Raw genomic sequence first — 16,400 nt, forward strand, 5'->3', positions numbered from 1 at the left:
ATGATGAAAAAATCCCTGTTTTTATCCGTGTGTATGATGGTCTCTATTTCTGCAACACAAGCGGGGACGGTAAAAGTGTATGCTGCGGCAAGTCTGACCAATGCCATCACCGATATTGCCAATATTTACCAAGTACAGCACCCAAAAATGAAAATTGTTGCTGTGTTTGGTGCATCCTCTGCTTTGGCGAAACAAGTGCAAGCCGGTGCTGGTAGTGATGTGTTCTTCTCGGCAGATCAAGACTGGATGAATTATTTAGTACAAAAGGATGTCGTGACTGCAGCTTCGGTTCGTCCTTTATTATTTAATCAACTGGTTGCCATTAGTCCGAAAAATTTAAATATTCCGTTTAAAGCACAGGCAAATTTTAACTTTGCGCAATCGTTTAAAGGGCATTTATGTACTGGGCAAATGGAGTCTGTCCCTGTAGGAAAATATGCTAGACAAAGCCTAGTGAAATTGAATTGGCTAGACGCTTTAAAAGGTCGTATTGTAGGAACAGACGATGTACGTTCAGCGCTAGCTTTTGTTGAACGCGGTGAATGTGAAGTCGGTATTGTCTATAAAACTGATGCTTTAATTAGCCAAAAAGTTAAAATTATTGGAACTTTCCCAAGTCAATCACATAGTCCGATTGTGTATCCGTTAGCATTGACGAAACAAGGTGAAAAGAATAAAGAAGCTGTTCAATTTGAACAGTTTGTAAAACACAGTGCACAAGCCAAAACGGTGTTCCAGAAATATGGTTTTAGTGTGAAACCCTAAGTAGAAAACTCGGGAGGCTAGCTGATATGTTTAGTCCAGAGGAACTGAGTGCACTTTATTTATCTGCCAAAGTTGCAGGCTTTGCCACATTGTTTTGTTTACCTTTTGCGGTTGCATTGGCATGGGTCTTAGCACGTTATGAATTTCGACTAAAATTTATTGTGGAAGCACTGTTACAATTACCGATGGTTTTACCTCCCGTCGTTTTGGGTTATTTACTTTTAGTTTTATTTGGCAATCAGGGATTGATTGGCCAGTATTTAAATGCGTTGGGGATTCAACTGGCATTTAACTGGAAAGGGGCGGTTTTAGCATCCATGATTGTGGCATTTCCCTTGATGGTACAACCCATCCGTTTATCTTTTCAGTTGATGAATCAACAACTCGAACAAATTGCAGGTTCATTAGGCGCAGCGCCGTGGAAAGTATTTTTGAGTATAAACTTACCGTTGGCAATTCCGGGAATGGTGATTGGTAGTATTTTATGTTTTAGTCGAAGTTTAGGCGAGTTTGGCGCAACCATCACTTTTGTCGGCAATATCCCCGATGAAACCCGTACTATTCCGATTGCAATTTATTCATTGCTGCAACAACCCAATGGAGAGGAGATGGCCATGCGACTGGTTGCTTTATCCTTGGTTTTGGCATTTAGCGCGTTAATTGCAAATTATTTTATTCTGCAAAAGTATCAACAAAAATTAGGAGCATGATATGTTGAAGTGTAATTTTCAATATCAACATGCTGATTTTATGTTGAATGTTGAACTGGAAATGCAACAGCAGCTTTTAGGAATTGTCGGTGTATCTGGGTGTGGTAAAAGTACTCTATTAAAAAATATTGTGGGCTTATTAAAGCCGACACATGGCTCAATTCAGTTTAATCAGCAGATTTTATTTGATAGCCAGCAAAAAATTCATGTGCCGATGCATCAACGAAAAATTGCACTCATTTTTCAAAATGCCTTGTTGTTTCCACATATGAATGTGCAGCAAAACCTGTGCTACGCAGAAAAATTCATTCCTCAAGCTGAACGAAAATTTCAGTTTAATGAAATTATTGAGCTGCTCGAACTGACTCATTTATGTCAACGTAAAGCACATCAACTTTCTGGTGGTGAGGCACAACGCGTATCGATTGGACGTGCATTGTTATCTTCCCCTCATTTATTGCTTTTAGATGAACCATTAACAGGGTTGGATCAGCAGTTAAAACAGCAAATTTTACCCTTTTTACAGCGAATTAAAGATGAGCTAAATTTACCTATGATTTATGTAACGCATCATTTGGAAGAGTTGAAATATTTAAAAGCTGATATTTTGCAGTTAGATCAAGGACAGTTGCAGCATAGGTAAAACCCAAAGGGTCTAATCATTGAGTAAAAATAGCCTAAGCATGATACCTAAACTATTTTTATACATTTCAAATGATATTATTCAGATTTTTGATAGTCATTAATGACTTCAAGCGCGGCACGAAAAGCTTCCTGCGTGGCTGGGGCACCGCAGTAAGGTAGGCTATGAAGGAGCACTTCTTGAATTTCTTCTACAGTCGCGCCGTTATTTAATGCGCCACGAACATGACCTTTAAGTTCTGTTGGGCTTTTTTGAGCAGTTAAGAAAGCAATGGTAATCAATGAGCGATACTTACGCGGCAGCACACCTTCACGTTGCCAAGTCGAACCCCATGCATGTTCATTAATCCAGTCTTGTAGGGGCTGAGTGAAGGGCACCGTATTATCTTGTGCGCGTTTCACGAAAGATTCACCCATAACTTCAGTGCGAACTTTTAAACCATTTTCAAAATCTTGTTGTGACATATTTTTACTCTTGTCATGTCAATAAAAAAGGAGCGATTAAAGTTTATGCTTTAATCGCTTCAATGTGAATTGATTGATAAGCTTAATTGAATTGAATTTTTTGAGTAACATTAAGTTTAAGTTACCGAATATTAAAAGCTCATCTAAGAAGTAAAATCAGCCCACATAAAATGAGCTGATTAAATGGGTATAAAATATTATTTTGTGTGTTTCATCACGAGTACGGGAACATGGCTTGATGTCAGTATGTCTTGTGCAATACTGCCAATCAACGCTTTTTTTAAACCGGTACGACCATGTGAACCGACCACGATTAAGTCAACATTTAACTCATCAGCGAGTTTAGAAATACCATCACTTGGGGAATGGCTGCTGATTAGTTTGGTCTCTGTTTCAATCCCGTGATGAATAAATTTGTGCTTGAGCTCAGCCAGAATATTTTTGGCATGCGCTTTGGCTGCTAAATAATAATCCGTTATGCCGGGGACATTTTTATAAAAACTAACGCTGGTTAAAGGGTCGAGCACAACAACACTGGCTATGGTGACTTTACTGCCTAATGCTTTGGCTAAAATAATCACTTGCTCAGCTGTCGCAATAGCAGTTGGGGAATCATCAACAGCGAGTAAGATGTGTTGGTAATTCATGACACTTTCCTCTTGTTTCAAGATTCGTTATCTAGCTCAAGATTAACATAGTGAACATGTCGTGATAAAAAAGGATAAAAATATATCTTTTTGCTTTTAATTTTTTTGTATTTCAGTCGCTAGATTATTAATTTGGGGCTTAGGAAGTTAAAGGGCGTTTATGTACTGAGATCTAAAGTTTACGCGGTCACTGTTTGATGATGTAGATCATTGAAGATGAGCTATAGAGAGATATTTGGCTTTAAAATTAAAATTTTGATGTAAAAAAGCCCTTATCAATGATAAGGGCTTTTTCGTATTTTGGAGCGGGAAAAGAGACTCGAACTCTCGACCCCAACCTTGGCAAGGTTATGCTCTACCAACTGAGCTATTCCCGCTTTATGGTGTGCATTATAGAGGGTTTTATAAAACTGTCAACACTCTAAAAATTGATTGGTTAATTAATCAGCACGACGCCAAATTGTACCTTGACGGGTATCTTCCAAAACAATGCCTTGATCAAGCAAAGATTGACGAATTTCATCAGCTTTGGCAAATTCTTTGGCTTTTTTGGCATCAACACGTTGTTGAATGAGATCTGCAACTTGTTCTTCAGATAAACCAAGTGCTTCTTGACCAATATCAGACTTTAAGAACTCATCTACATTATATTGAACCAGACCAAGAATATGGGTTAAGTGACGTAATGTTGAATAGTAAACAGTTGCCTGTTCAGCATTTTCATCTTTTACAGCGCGGTTGAGTTCTTTATTGATTTCAAACAATACAGCAATCGCTTCGGATGTATTAAAGTCATCACGCATAGCGGTATTAAAGCGCTCAACTAAAGTTTCATCTAAGGCTTCAGTGGTTTTTTCACCGTAGCTTTGTTGATACGCTTTAAATGAATGGTAAAAACGACTGAGTGCATTTTTTGCTTCTTTTAATGCAAAGTCTGAAAAGTTCACAGGGCTACGATAATGTGACGAGACAATAAAGTAACGAATCACTTCAGGATGGAATTTTTCCATTACATCACGAATGGTGAAAAAGTTGCCTAAAGATTTCGACATTTTTTCGCCATCGGAATTGATGAAGCCGACATGCATCCAATAATTGACATATTGCTCATCTGTAGACGCTTCAGATTGCGCAATTTCATTTTCATGGTGTGGGAACATCAAGTCTGAGCCGCCACCGTGAATATCAAAATGGTTGCCTAGGCAGCAGGTCGACATGGCAGAACATTCAATATGCCAACCCGGACGACCATTGCCCCAAGGTGAAGCCCAAGACGGTTCATTTTCTTTGGCATGTTTCCAAAGCACAAAGTCAAAAGGGTGTTTCTTTTCAACTTCGACATCGACACGTTCAGAAGCACCCGCTTGCATATCTTCCAATTTACGACCAGACAAACGACCGTATTTGGCAAATTTTTCCACTTGGAAATAGACATCGCCATTATTTGAAGGATAAGCTGTACCTTTATTGACTAAATTACCAATCATGTTTTGCATTTGGTCAATATAGTCAGTGGCACGTGGTGCTTCATCTGGATGTAGGCAGCCCAAATTTTCCGCATCTTCATTCATCGCTTGAATGAAACGGTCAGTTAAAGCCGTAATGCTCTCGCCATTTTCATTGGCACGTTGAATAATTTTATCGTCAATATCGGTAATATTACGAACGTATTTAACGCTCCAACCTTGACTGCGCAAGAAACGAATAATGTAGTCAAATGCAACCATGACTCGAGCATGTCCAATATGACAGTAGTCATAGACGGTCATACCACAAACATACATATCGATATGTCCTTCAACACGCGGAACAAATTCAACTTTTTTACGTTGCTCTGAGTTATATAGAACAAATGGTTGCATAGGTCTTCAAAATGCTAAATAAAAGATAGCTCATCTTAACCTAAGCATTATTTTTCATAAAGTTTTATGCGCTTTTTTTATAAGCTTGTGAAAAGTTGTACATTTAGAAACGTGAGATTTGCATAGATATGATAAAATTGCGAAAATTATTTTTGCTTGATTAGAGTCACTCTTTAAATAGAGTTAAGGTAAACCCACTTTGAACCCAAAACATATGCCGAACCAAATAGACTTCCAAAAAGTTGCATTAGAAACTTTGCGTATAGAAGAAAAAGCCCTAGAAATATTAGCAACGCAAATTGACGAACGTTTTAGCCGTGCTTGTGAAATTATTTTGCAGTGCCGCGGGCGTTTAGTCATTACGGGAATGGGTAAGTCGGGGCATATTGGTCGTAAAATGGCAGCAACTTTTGCCTCAACAGGGACGCCATCATTCTTTATGCATCCGGGTGAAGCGGGGCATGGTGACTTAGGTATGCTGGTGTACGGGGATGTGCTGATTGCCATTTCAAACTCGGGTAAGAGTGATGAAATTATGATGCTTATGCCATTGATTAAGCGTTTAGAAATCCCTTTAATTACCATCAGTGGTGATGATAAAGGGCCAATGCCGCAAAATGCCGATGTGGCTTTAACGTTGGGGAATATCCAAGAAGCTTGCCCATTGGGTCTAGCACCAACCTCAAGTACCACTGCAACCTTAGCTTTAGGCGATGCACTGGCGGTTGCTTTATTGGATGCACGCGGTTTTACTGCGGATGACTTTGCGATGTCACATCCAGCGGGAGCTTTGGGTAAACGTCTATTACTTCATGTTAAGCATTTGATGCATACTGGTGAAGAATTGCCGAAGGTATCTCCAGATACACCAATGAATCAAGTTTTATACGAAATTTCAAATAAACGTCTAGGTTTAACCACAATTGTGGATCAAAATAATGTTCTGTTGGGTATTTTTACCGATGGTGATTTACGTCGTTTAATTGATAAACAGCAAGGTTTTGATGTGAATTTGGCTGTTTCGGAAGTCATGATGAAAAATCCTTTAACGATTTCGCAAGAAGCTCGTGCAGTTGAAGCTTTAGAGCGAATGAATGAAAAGAAAATCAATCAATTTGTTGTTGTTGATGATGTCAATCAAGTCATTGGTGTCATTAGTATGCATGACTTGATTCAAGCTGGGGTAAATTAATAAATGGCATCTTATATTTTATTGGAACAAGCGCGTCATGTTGAAGCTTTGGTTCTTGATGTCGATGGTATTTTAAGTGATGGTTTTGTGACCCTTACCAATACAGGTGATGAAATTAAATCATTTGATATCCGTGATGGTTTAGGCATGAAACTTGTGCAGCAAGCAGGTGTTAAAGTCATTATCATCACTGGACGTAAAAGCAATATTGTTGAAAAACGGATGTCTGACTTAGGTGTAGACTTGGTTTTTCAGGGTCGTGAAGACAAAGGTATTGCATTACGCGAAGCATGTGCACAATTGAATATTGCACCAGAAGACTGTTTATATATGGGTGATGATTGGCCAGATCTTTCTGCATTCGCAATTGCGGGCATGAAAGTTACCGTTCCAAATGGTCATGTGGAAGTACGTCGCCGTGCGGATCTTGTGACTCAGGCGATGGGTGGTCGTGGTGCAGTGCGTGAAATCTGCGATATGATTTTGATGGCCAAAGGAGCGTATGACGTTTTCCTTGAAAAATATACGTCTGTCCCACATTAATAGTTAAGTAATTCATTTAATTTGAGTTAAGACCACACTTATGGATACAAAAGTTTTATACGTAACTGCTATAGCAATTGCAGCTATAAGTGGTGGTTACTACTATTACAGCGGTAAGGGTAATAAACTTGAGGTTGATTCAGCAAGGAGTATGACCTATTCCGCTGAAAAAATTAATCTGACTCAAACCGATGATAATGGTCATTTGGCTGTGCGTGCTCAAGTCGATCGTCTTGAGCAAGACATGCAAAAACAAACATCAAAACTTACAAATCTGAATGCTTCAATGTATAAAGATGGCGCTGTAGATGCCACTTTTTATGCCAAAGTTGCGAATGGTTATGACGATAATGAACGCATTGTTTTGTCAGGTGATGTGTTGGCGGTTAAGCTGATGCAACAGGGCAAAATGCAGTTCCAAACGACAGAGTTAACGGGATATCCTAAAACTCGAGAAATTGAAACCAATAAACAAGTGATTGTGCAATCTCCACAAGCTGAGTTTGTGAGCCAAGGTTTGAAAGCCAATTTAAATAACGGTCAATACGAATTTTTTAATATTCGAGGAAAATATGAACCAAAATCTTAAGCTTACATTTTCTAAAACCTTGTTTAAGCAAGCAGCTTTAGTCGGTTTGGTTGTATTATCATCGGCAACCGCATTGGCAATTCCTGCTGACCGAAATCAGGCCATTTCATTGGTCGCTGACCGTGCAACGTATAATGAAAAAACAGGCATTACCACCTATACAGGGAATGTCATCATTGAACAAGGCACAATGAAATTACAAGCAGATTCCATTGTTGCGAATTTAAATGCAAAAAGAGAAATTAGTACGATTACTGCGACAGGACGTCCTGCTCGGTTTCAACAACAAGTAGATGTGAACAAAGGCTTAGCCAAAGGGCAGGCGCAGAAGATTATTTATAATGCTGAAACGGGCATTATTACCTTGTCTGGAAGTGCATTGTTACAACAAAATGGTGCGAGTATTCGTGGTAATACATTGAAATATAGTATGAATAAAGGTGATGTTGAAGCTACAGGTACGCCAAATAGCTCAGGTTCATCTTCAGGTCGTGTTCAAATTGTTATTCCACCATCGGGTGCGAAATCTTTCCCAGGAGCACGTGATTAATGGATCAATCGCTCAATCAACCACAAACGCTTTGTATTAAACATCTTGCAAAAAACTATAGTAAAAGATGGGTGGTTAAAGATGTTTCTTTTCAAATGCAAAGTGGGCAGATTGTTGGGTTACTTGGACCAAATGGTGCAGGTAAAACCACAAGTTTCTATATGGTGGTTGGTTTAGTTCGTATGGACAAAGGCGAGATTCATTTAGATGATCTTGATTTGTCTGATTTAGCCATGCATGAACGCGCCCGTAAAGGGATTGGTTATTTACCGCAGGAAGCCTCGATTTTTAGAAAATTAACCATTTCTGAAAATATTATGGCTATTTTAGAAACACGTAAAGATTTAAATAAACAGCAGCGTCAGCAACGCTTAAATGAATTATTGGCTGATTTTAAAATCACCCATATTAAAGATTCATTGGGTATGAGTGTCTCTGGTGGTGAGCGTCGCCGTGCAGAAATCGCACGTGCCTTGGCGGCTGATCCTAAGTTTATGTTGCTTGATGAGCCTTTTGCTGGGGTAGATCCTATTTCTGTCGGGGATATTAAAGATATTATTCGGACATTAAAGGATCGTGGTATTGGGGTTCTTATTACCGATCATAATGTACGAGAAACCTTAGCAATCTGTGAACGTGCTTATATTGTCAGTGAGGGTGCCGTGATTGCTGAAGGGACACCACAAGAAATTTTAGAAAATGAGACTGTACGCCAAGTTTATTTAGGTGATGATTTTACCGTTTAATCAAGCCCTCATAAGCATGCTACTCATAGGGAATATTTATTAATCCTCCCCAACCCTCCTTTTTCAAAGGAGGGAGTATCTGAAATTTAATAGAGTATTGAATACTAGATCGTTCCCCTCTTTTTAAAGAGGGGTTAGGGGAGATTGGTCAAATAAGTAATAATTAAATTACTCTTAACTGCCTGACATACTTTTCATAGGCAGTTTTTTGTATCTAAAAATTGCTGAAAACAGGCTATACTGCCGTAGTGTTGTCATTAACTTAAGATTTATGCTATTTACGATTGCCTCACAAGTGATTTTTGAAGAAGAGATTAAAAAAAGTCGCTTTCAAGCCATTGCTGTTCCTGTAGCAAATGAACAAGACGTCAAAGATTTTTTAGAAATCAGCAAGGATATCAGTACCACACATCAATGTTGGGCATGGAAAATTGGCAATAATGTTCGCTTTAATGACGATGGTGAGCCATCGGGAACTGCCGGTAGACCTATACTCGCAACGATTGAAGGCAACGAATTAAGCAATATTCTGGTTTTGGTCAATCGCTGGTATGGGGGCGTTAAACTGGGCATGGGCGGCTTGGTTCGGGCTTATGGTGGCTGTGCTGGACAGTGTTTGTTATTGGCTGAAAAAATTGAGCTGATTGAAAAGAAAAAAGTCAGCTTTAGCTGCCAGTTTAATGAATGGGCAATCTTTCAATACGAACTGAATCAACAACAGATAGAATTTCAACAAGACTATACCGCAACAGGTGTAGATGTTATCGCTTTGCTACAAATCCATCAAATTGAGCCATTGTCATTAAAAATTCAAGATGTGACACGTGGTCGTGAACAATTAAAAATGCTAGAAGAGCCACAGTATGACTGAACAAGATCCATTGTTGAAATATCGTGAACAGCATAAACATCGTTTGAATTATATGCCGTGGTTGTATTGGTCATTAAAACCTAAAAATCGGGGCTGGGCTGAAGCATGGCAAAAAGAATATCAAGCCTACTTAATGCAAATGGAAACAGTGGAAATTGGTGAGAATTGTTTTATTTCACCATTGGCACATATTTTTGCGGAACCCGGACGTAAAATCATTATTGGGGACAATACTTTTATTGCCGCAGACTGTACTTTGCATGGGCCTTTGGAAATAGGGAATGAAGTTGCGATTAACCATCACTGTATTCTTGATGGCGGGCGCATGGGCATCAAACTGCATGATCAAGTCCGTATTGCGGCCTATTGCCATTTATATGCTTTTGATCATGGCATGGAACTTGAGCAGCCTATTTATCAACAACCGGTACGTTCACAAGGTATCGAGATTGGTCAGGATGTTTGGTTAGGCGCACATGTAGGGGTCAAGGATGGTGTGACGATTCATGCACATGCTGTTGTTGGCATGAACAGTATGGTGACCAAAGATATTGAAAAAGCTGCCATTGTGGCAGGCAATCCTGCAAAATTTATTCGCTATCGAGATTAAAAATTCTTATACAATCAGGATCTTTACATAGCATCAGTTTGATTACATAAAAGCATGCACAGCCGCGAAGAGTTATGCTAAGTTAAAAATAACAAATAGACTTAAAGCCTTCATTGGCGAAAAGCGAGGCGAAAATGAAACGTGTAATCGCATGTATTGATTCTTCCCCATGCGTGAATGCGGTTGCTGAAGCCGCAGCATGGGTTGCGAAGCAGACACAACGTGAACTGGTGTTATTACAGGTTTTAGACTATTACCCTGCAAGTTATCATTTGGGGGAAATTAGTGGAGTGATTGGTTTTGAGAGTAATGCAATGCTGTTGAAAGAACTAGCAGAACTTGAACAAAAGCAAAGTGAACTCGCACTCGATTATAGTAATAATTTGTTGAACCATATTTCTGAAATGATTCAGCAAAAGTATGAAATCACCGCCTCGCATATTCAAGAAAAAGGCGACTTTTTAGAGCAAAGTTTTCATGTGCTGAAAGATGATGACATCGCCATTATTGGTCGAGTCGGTGAACGTGCAGCAGAACGAAATAAGCCGATTGGGAGTAATGTTGAGAACTTTATTCGAGGGGTAAACTGTACTGTTATGACGGTGGGGGAAAACTTTAAACCACCGACCCGTTTTATTTTTGCTTATGAATATTCGCCAACCTGTGTCAATTTGATGAAGCGCGTAGCACAAAGTGATTTATTAAAATTATTACAGTGTCATTTACTCTACGTTGGAGATCATCCAGAAGTATTAAAAGAACCTTCACAGTATTTGACCGATGCTGGGTTTGATGTGGTGATGGAATATCGTTATGGTGATGTAGCTGAAAATATACTTGAATATCAGAATGAACATGGGATACAGTTGATACTACTTGGTGCATTTAGTCACAGTAAAATTCGTCAATTCTTTTTGGGAAGTGTTGCAACCAGTATATTCCGAAATTCACTCGTCCCATTGTTGGTCGTAAAATAGAGAACATATTGCTTTAAAAGCAGCGATCAATAATTAAACATAGTTATCCGCATAACTTGTGGATAACTATATGGATAGTGTTTGTAAGTATTTAATAAATAAATAAAAAAACAGTTAGATTGTTTTTTGATCTGTGTGTCAAATTATTTCACTATAGCCAAAGCGAAGCCATCATGTCCCTTACTTCCGACTGTTTGTAGTGCAGTTGAAGATAAAATCCGAGGATGGTTCTGTAAAGCGGTAAACATGTCACGAATACCTTCAATACTTGGTTTGTGATTCTCAGTATTGATGATGTCTCCTGCGCGGATGACATTATCGAGCACAATAATGGTTCCTGAATGAGACAAGTTTAAGCTTAACTCTAAATATTCTGGATAACCCTGTTTGTCGGCATCAATAAAAATAAAGTCGAAAGGTTCAAAATCATCGGGTAATGCTTTGAGGATATCCGCAGCACGTCCCACTTTAAGCTCAATGGTTTGCGGAAGTTTCGCATGATCAATATTTTCTTGAGCCAAAGCTGCATGCGTATCACGACCTTCAATGGTTAAGATGTAGCCATCTTTCGGTAAGGCACGTGCAAGCCACATGGTGCTATAAGCTGCAAAAGTACCAAGTTCCAGTACACGCTTACAGCTGTTCATTTGAATGAGCATTTGTAGCAGCATGCCTTGATTCGGGGCAACGGCAAGGTGATCTGGAAAACCTTTATCTTCAGTGTTTTTTAATGTTTGTAGAAGAATCGGGTCTTCTGGAATTAAATGTGAATCGATGTAGGCATCAATCTCTGTCCACATTTGTTGCATAGCTTTGTCACCATGGTTGCGATGCAAGCATTTTAAACTTTTCCATTGATAGTGCAATTTTTCGTTTACGATTTATTAAGCATCAGCAATAAAAAAGAGATCTTGGAGATCTCTTTTTTATTTGAATCGACTTTTTTAGTAATTACACATCGATGAATAACGTGAAAGGTCAGGCCCCCAAGTTCGATAGCCTTGGGTATCAATATGGATTTGGCCTGAAGCATATAGTCCAAGTCCCATATTTAGACTTTGACCATGTTGTGCCCAAAATTGGCATAATTTAAATTTGGTATTTTCAATAAATGCATAATCTTCAGCTTGCGGGTATGCAGGGCCAATGCGGAAGTCGATAGCAGAATTAAATAAATGACGTGATGAATTTGCACCACCTGCACATTGATTTAGGGGTAAATCTCGGTAAACGGATGTTACTTCAAACTCCGTTAATACTTTTGCTGCCACTAAATATTTAAATACGCGCAATGTTGAAATTTGGTTATTCCATAATTCTCGGCTTGGAATCATATATTGGGAGCGAGCACATTTTTGCCAATCACGTGCAGTACGCATAAGTTCAAAACTTGGGATGATATTACCAACCCCATTACGTTCAAGAAAGGTTTCATATTCACGTACTTGACGTAAATTCTCACCTATAGCAACCCATGCGTTATAAGCATAAGGAACGGTTTTTGGTGGAATTGGACGTTCAATACTAATACGTTCTTGTGGAATGAAGATCCGTTTCCCATCGGGTGTTTTCTGATGAGATGTGGTACATCCAATCATGACAAGTGGAACCAAGCTTAAGCCTAGTAATCCCTTTAGAAAATGCTTCATTATAGAAATCAAATATTTATAAACACTCGCTCTATTTTAATCTAATTTGAAGGATAAAATTTGAAAATATTGCAATCAAATGTGTGTTTTAGGTATAAAAAAAGACCAGCAATTGCTGATCTTTTTTTTAGTCTAAAAATACTGTTATTTTTCCAAGTATTGTAACTTGTCTGCTTTACCATTCCATTCTTCACGGTCAGCAGGTTGGTCGCCAATCTGGGTAATATTTGGCCATTTTTGTGAGAGTTCAGTATTGAGTTCAATAAAGACTTCTTGACCTTCTGGTAACTCATCTTCAGAGAAAATAGCGTTAGCAGGACATTCAGGTTCGCATAAAGCGCAGTCAATACATTCATCAGGATTAATGACGAGGAAATTTGGACCTTCATAGAAACAATCCACTGGACAAACTTCTACGCAGTCTTGGTATTTACATTTAATACAATTTTCAGTGACAACAAAGGTCATGGCGACAGCTACCTAAAAAATATGGTTCTAATTACTCTTGCTGTATTTTAGGCAAAAATGCACGTAACTAACAATTGCTTTTATTGATATTTGTTATATGTAGGACTGTTTATTCTAATAAAAACTGAATATATGACTAAATAGAGGGAGTAAATGACAAAGACTCCTATTTGGGAGTCTTGGTCTGATACAAAATAGTTTTAAATTATGCTTCTAAGGCATCTTTTAAAGCATAAATTTGCTGTAGTGCCTCACGTGGTGAAAGGTTATCGACATCTAAAGCTCTTAATAGATTGAGTACGGGCACATCTTTCTCAACTTCTACAATGCGTTCAATGACTTCAATCGCGGGTTCATCAGCCACACTGAACAAGTCATTTTGAACCGCTTTATTGAGTTGTAGATGTTGCTGTTTTTCTAAAATTTTTAAGCGATTTTGTGCTTCTTTAATCACGCTGGTAGGAATACCGGCCAATTTAGCGACTTGTAAGCCGTGACTTTGACTGGCAGGGCCATGTTGAACTTTGTGCAATAAAATTAAATTGCCATTTAATTCTTTGGCAGTGACATGGTAGTTATCAATGCCTGATTCTTTGCCAAGTTCAGTGAGTTCAAAATAATGTGTGGCAAATAAACACAGACATTTAATCCGTTTACTCAGGTCAAGTACACATGCCCATGCCAAAGATAAGCCATCGTAGGTACTGGTGCCACGTCCAACTTCATCCATCAGCACTAAAGATTGGTTAGTTGCATGATGCAAAATTTGAGAGGTTTCAGTCATTTCAACCATAAAGGTCGATTTACCCGTAGATAAATCATCGGCAGAACCAATACGGGTGAAAACACGATCGATAGGACCTAAAATTGCCGACTGGGCAGGAACATAACAGCCACAATAAGCCAATAAGCTAATCAGTGCTGTTTGACGCATAAAGGTGGATTTACCCCCCATATTCGGTCCAGTCACAATCGCCATGCGGTGGTTGAAGTCTAAACTGGTGTCGTTTGGTGTAAAGGCGGTTTTGCTTAAGGCTTCAACCACAGGGTGTCGACCAGCAATAATTTTTACCCCAATTTCAGGACTAAATTCAGGGCGAGACCAATTGCGTAAACGTGCTTGGTGGGCAAAGTTAGCCAGCATATCAATTTGTGCAATCGCGCTACTCATCATTTGTAGATTGCCAATATCTTGTCGTAATTCATCCAAAAGCATTTCAAACAACATTTTTTCACGTGCAAGGGCACGGGATTCACTCGATAACACTTTATCTTCAAAAGATTTGAGTTCTGGTGTGATATAGCGTTCAGCATTTTTTAAAGTTTGGCGACGAATGTAATGGTCAGGTGCTTGCTCTGCCTGAGCGCGAGTCAGTTCAATATAGTAACCGCTGACTCGGTTGTAACCAATTTTAAGCGTTGAAACGCCTGTGTTCTGACGTTCTTGGATTTCTAAGTCAATCAGGAATTGACCCGCATGATCACGAATTTTACGCAGTGCATCGAGTTCACTATCAAAACCTTCTGCAATTACATTGCCATCACGAAGTAATACTGGTGGATGCTCAACAATGGCTGACATCAAGCGTTGGTGCAAACCATTAAAATCACCTAATTCATGATCCAATTGCTGAATTAAGCCAGATTGATGCGCTTGCGTGATGGGTTGAATGGCATGGCGTAATAAGGGAATTTGTGCACAGGCTTGACGCAGTTGTACCAAATCACGTGGACGGGCACTGCCTAAGGCCACACGGCTTAGCACACGTTCAATATCACTAATGTCTTTAAGCACTAAACGAATAGGCGATTCATGATAGCCGTTGAGCACAGATGCCGTGGCATCGAGTCGAGCATCGAGTAATTTAGTGTCTCGCAAGGGTTGCATGATGGTACGGCTGAGTAAACGACTACCCATCGCTGTTTGGCAGTCATTAATCAGTTGAAACAGTGATGTGCCATGTTCAAATAAAGGTTCGATTAGCTCTAAATTACGACGTGTCACTGGATCAAGTGCAATAAAGTCACTGCTTTGTTCTAACTGAATGGAGCGAATATGCGGTAAAGCCGTTTTTTGCGTTTCTTTGGCGTAATGAATTAGCGCTGCTGCCGAGGCTTTGGCAAGCGGTAAATGATCGATACCAAAACCAGAAAGCGTAGATACCGCAAACTGGTCACATAATGTTTTTTGCGCATTATTAATGTTGAAATCAACATTCGGACGTTTTGTCACAGGGCAGTCGAGTTGTTTTTTAATTTGTTCAATGATGTTTGGGTCGACAATATCTTCATCAACCAAAATTTCACTTGGCATTAAGCGAGACAGTTCAATCGCAAGTTGTTCTTGCTGAAAATTTTGTTGTTGGACTTTAAAAATACCCGCACTTAAATCGAGCAGTGCAATGCCAATTTGATTTTGTTGAATACAAAGCGCGACTAAATTAGAAGATTGGTGGCTGTTTAAGAGTGCATCGTCGGTTAGTGTGCCGGGAGTAATAATTCGCACGACACCACGTTCCATAGGTGCCTTACCGCGAGTGCCTGCGCTCTCGCCTTCACCAAGTTGTTCACAAATAACAACGGTTTCGCCTTTTTTTACCAAACGTGCTAAATACCCTTCAGCCGCATGATAAGGCACACCGGCCATAGGAATCGGTTCACCATTGGCTTTACCACGATGGGTTAGGGTAATGCCCAGTAATTTTGCTGCCTTATGCGCATCGTCAAAAAATAATTCATAAAAGTCACCCATGCGATAAAACATGAGTGAGTGGGGATGCTGCATTTTTATCGTTAAATATTGCTGCATCATAGGGGTGAGTGTCGATAGATCAGGTGTTGAATTTTCTGGGTTCAATTTAATAAAGCCTTTAAGTTTAAAAGATTTTTTAAAATCTGGAAGATTGAGTTTGTTCCGATTCAATCCATTCTGATTCTATCTAAACCTATACCTTCAAGTGTGTTGGTATAAGCTTTAGTGTCGGTCTTATGCGAGTGTAATTGCATAAAAAGATAAGCTGTATCTATATTAACAAAATGCTTATCGAAGCAGAATGAGAAGATTCATGACAAATACTTATACGCTTGAAAAAAAAGCGCTGAGTGCAAAAGCGA

18 protein-coding genes and 1 tRNA gene are annotated in these 16,400 nt (G+C 39.2%); 11 read left to right on the forward strand and 8 right to left on the reverse strand.

Features of this window, described 5'->3' with window-relative positions; all coding sequences use genetic code 11:
- The first annotated feature begins 3 nt into the window (after window positions 1-3).
- From modA to F994_RS16050, 3 genes are read left to right on the forward strand one after another with little or no spacing between them, the layout of a single operon-like run.
- Window positions 4-765 (forward strand): molybdate ABC transporter substrate-binding protein, encoded by a 762-nt coding sequence (gene modA / locus F994_RS16040; RefSeq protein WP_034697411.1) that lies wholly within the window; start codon window positions 4-6, stop codon window positions 763-765.
- 26 nt (window positions 766-791) lie between these two features.
- The gene (gene modB, locus F994_RS16045) at window positions 792-1,475 is read left to right on the forward strand and encodes a molybdate ABC transporter permease subunit (RefSeq protein ID WP_004651669.1); all 684 of its coding nucleotides are present in this window, start codon (window positions 792-794) and stop codon (window positions 1,473-1,475) included.
- 1 nt (window position 1,476) lies between these two features.
- The gene (locus F994_RS16050; RefSeq protein ID WP_004651670.1) at window positions 1,477-2,118 is read left to right on the forward strand and encodes an ATP-binding cassette domain-containing protein; all 642 of its coding nucleotides are present in this window, start codon (window positions 1,477-1,479) and stop codon (window positions 2,116-2,118) included.
- A gap of 77 nt (window positions 2,119-2,195) precedes the next feature.
- On the opposite strand, the gene F994_RS16055 is transcribed toward F994_RS16050, so the two are convergent.
- The 4 genes from F994_RS16055 to cysS all read right to left on the reverse strand — a co-directional run bounded on the left by F994_RS16055 (window position 2,196) and on the right by cysS (window position 5,091).
- Entirely contained in the window at window positions 2,196-2,582 is a 387-nt protein-coding gene (locus tag F994_RS16055) for a carboxymuconolactone decarboxylase family protein (RefSeq protein ID WP_004651671.1), read from the reverse strand.
- Window positions 2,583-2,779: 197 nt separating this feature from the next.
- Complete coding sequence (locus F994_RS16060; protein WP_004651672.1) at window positions 2,780-3,229, reverse strand: universal stress protein; 450 nt, start codon at window positions 3,227-3,229, stop codon at window positions 2,780-2,782.
- Window positions 3,230-3,530: 301 nt separating this feature from the next.
- A tRNA-Gly gene (locus F994_RS16065) sits at window positions 3,531-3,606 on the reverse strand.
- Window positions 3,607-3,669: 63 nt separating this feature from the next.
- Window positions 3,670-5,091, reverse strand: coding sequence for a cysteine--tRNA ligase (gene cysS / locus F994_RS16070; protein ID WP_004651673.1), 1,422 nt, complete (start codon window positions 5,089-5,091; stop codon window positions 3,670-3,672).
- A 214-nt stretch (window positions 5,092-5,305) separates the two neighbouring features.
- On the opposite strand from cysS, the gene F994_RS16075 reads away from it, so the two are divergent.
- The 8 genes from F994_RS16075 to F994_RS16110 all read left to right on the forward strand — a co-directional run bounded on the left by F994_RS16075 (window position 5,306) and on the right by F994_RS16110 (window position 11,169).
- A complete protein-coding gene (locus F994_RS16075; RefSeq protein ID WP_004651674.1) occupies window positions 5,306-6,283 on the forward strand; it encodes a KpsF/GutQ family sugar-phosphate isomerase in 978 nt (325 codons plus the stop codon).
- A 3-nt stretch (window positions 6,284-6,286) separates the two neighbouring features.
- A complete protein-coding gene (locus tag F994_RS16080; RefSeq protein WP_004651676.1) occupies window positions 6,287-6,826 on the forward strand; it encodes a KdsC family phosphatase in 540 nt (179 codons plus the stop codon).
- 40 nt (window positions 6,827-6,866) lie between these two features.
- Window positions 6,867-7,415, forward strand: a complete 549-nt coding sequence (lptC, locus tag F994_RS16085; protein ID WP_004651677.1) for an LPS export ABC transporter periplasmic protein LptC — start codon at window positions 6,867-6,869, stop codon at window positions 7,413-7,415.
- Window positions 7,399-7,965 (forward strand): lipopolysaccharide transport periplasmic protein LptA, encoded by a 567-nt coding sequence (lptA, locus tag F994_RS16090; protein ID WP_004651678.1) that lies wholly within the window; start codon window positions 7,399-7,401, stop codon window positions 7,963-7,965. Before lptC ends, lptA begins: the two co-directional genes overlap by 17 nt.
- The gene (gene lptB / locus F994_RS16095; protein ID WP_004651679.1) at window positions 7,965-8,711 is read left to right on the forward strand and encodes an LPS export ABC transporter ATP-binding protein; all 747 of its coding nucleotides are present in this window, start codon (window positions 7,965-7,967) and stop codon (window positions 8,709-8,711) included. The genes lptA and lptB overlap by 1 nt, the downstream gene beginning before the upstream one ends.
- Before the next feature lie 271 nt (window positions 8,712-8,982).
- Entirely contained in the window at window positions 8,983-9,582 is a 600-nt protein-coding gene (locus F994_RS16100; protein WP_034697307.1) for an IMPACT family protein, read from the forward strand.
- Window positions 9,575-10,192: a DapH/DapD/GlmU-related protein gene (locus F994_RS16105; RefSeq protein ID WP_004651681.1), complete on the forward strand. Its 618-nt coding sequence runs from the start codon at window positions 9,575-9,577 to the stop codon at window positions 10,190-10,192. The genes F994_RS16100 and F994_RS16105 overlap by 8 nt, the downstream gene beginning before the upstream one ends.
- 134 nt (window positions 10,193-10,326) lie before the next feature.
- A complete protein-coding gene (locus tag F994_RS16110; RefSeq protein WP_004651682.1) occupies window positions 10,327-11,169 on the forward strand; it encodes a universal stress protein in 843 nt (280 codons plus the stop codon).
- A 143-nt stretch (window positions 11,170-11,312) separates the two neighbouring features.
- On the opposite strand, the gene F994_RS16115 is transcribed toward F994_RS16110, so the two are convergent.
- The 4 genes from F994_RS16115 to mutS form a co-directional block, all read right to left on the reverse strand.
- Complete coding sequence (locus tag F994_RS16115) at window positions 11,313-11,978, reverse strand: O-methyltransferase (RefSeq protein WP_004651683.1); 666 nt, start codon at window positions 11,976-11,978, stop codon at window positions 11,313-11,315.
- A 135-nt stretch (window positions 11,979-12,113) separates the two neighbouring features.
- A complete protein-coding gene (locus F994_RS16120) occupies window positions 12,114-12,818 on the reverse strand; it encodes a D-Ala-D-Ala carboxypeptidase family metallohydrolase (RefSeq protein WP_004651685.1) in 705 nt (234 codons plus the stop codon).
- A 144-nt stretch (window positions 12,819-12,962) separates the two neighbouring features.
- Window positions 12,963-13,286, reverse strand: coding sequence for a ferredoxin FdxA (fdxA, locus tag F994_RS16125; protein WP_004651686.1), 324 nt, complete (start codon window positions 13,284-13,286; stop codon window positions 12,963-12,965).
- A 205-nt stretch (window positions 13,287-13,491) separates the two neighbouring features.
- Window positions 13,492-16,098 (reverse strand): DNA mismatch repair protein MutS, encoded by a 2,607-nt coding sequence (gene mutS, locus F994_RS16130; RefSeq protein ID WP_051061114.1) that lies wholly within the window; start codon window positions 16,096-16,098, stop codon window positions 13,492-13,494.
- Window positions 16,099-16,400: the final 302 nt, after the last annotated feature.

The sequence above is a fragment of the Acinetobacter bohemicus ANC 3994 genome (assembly GCF_000367925.1).
GTDB classification, from domain to species: domain Bacteria; phylum Pseudomonadota; class Gammaproteobacteria; order Pseudomonadales; family Moraxellaceae; genus Acinetobacter; species Acinetobacter bohemicus.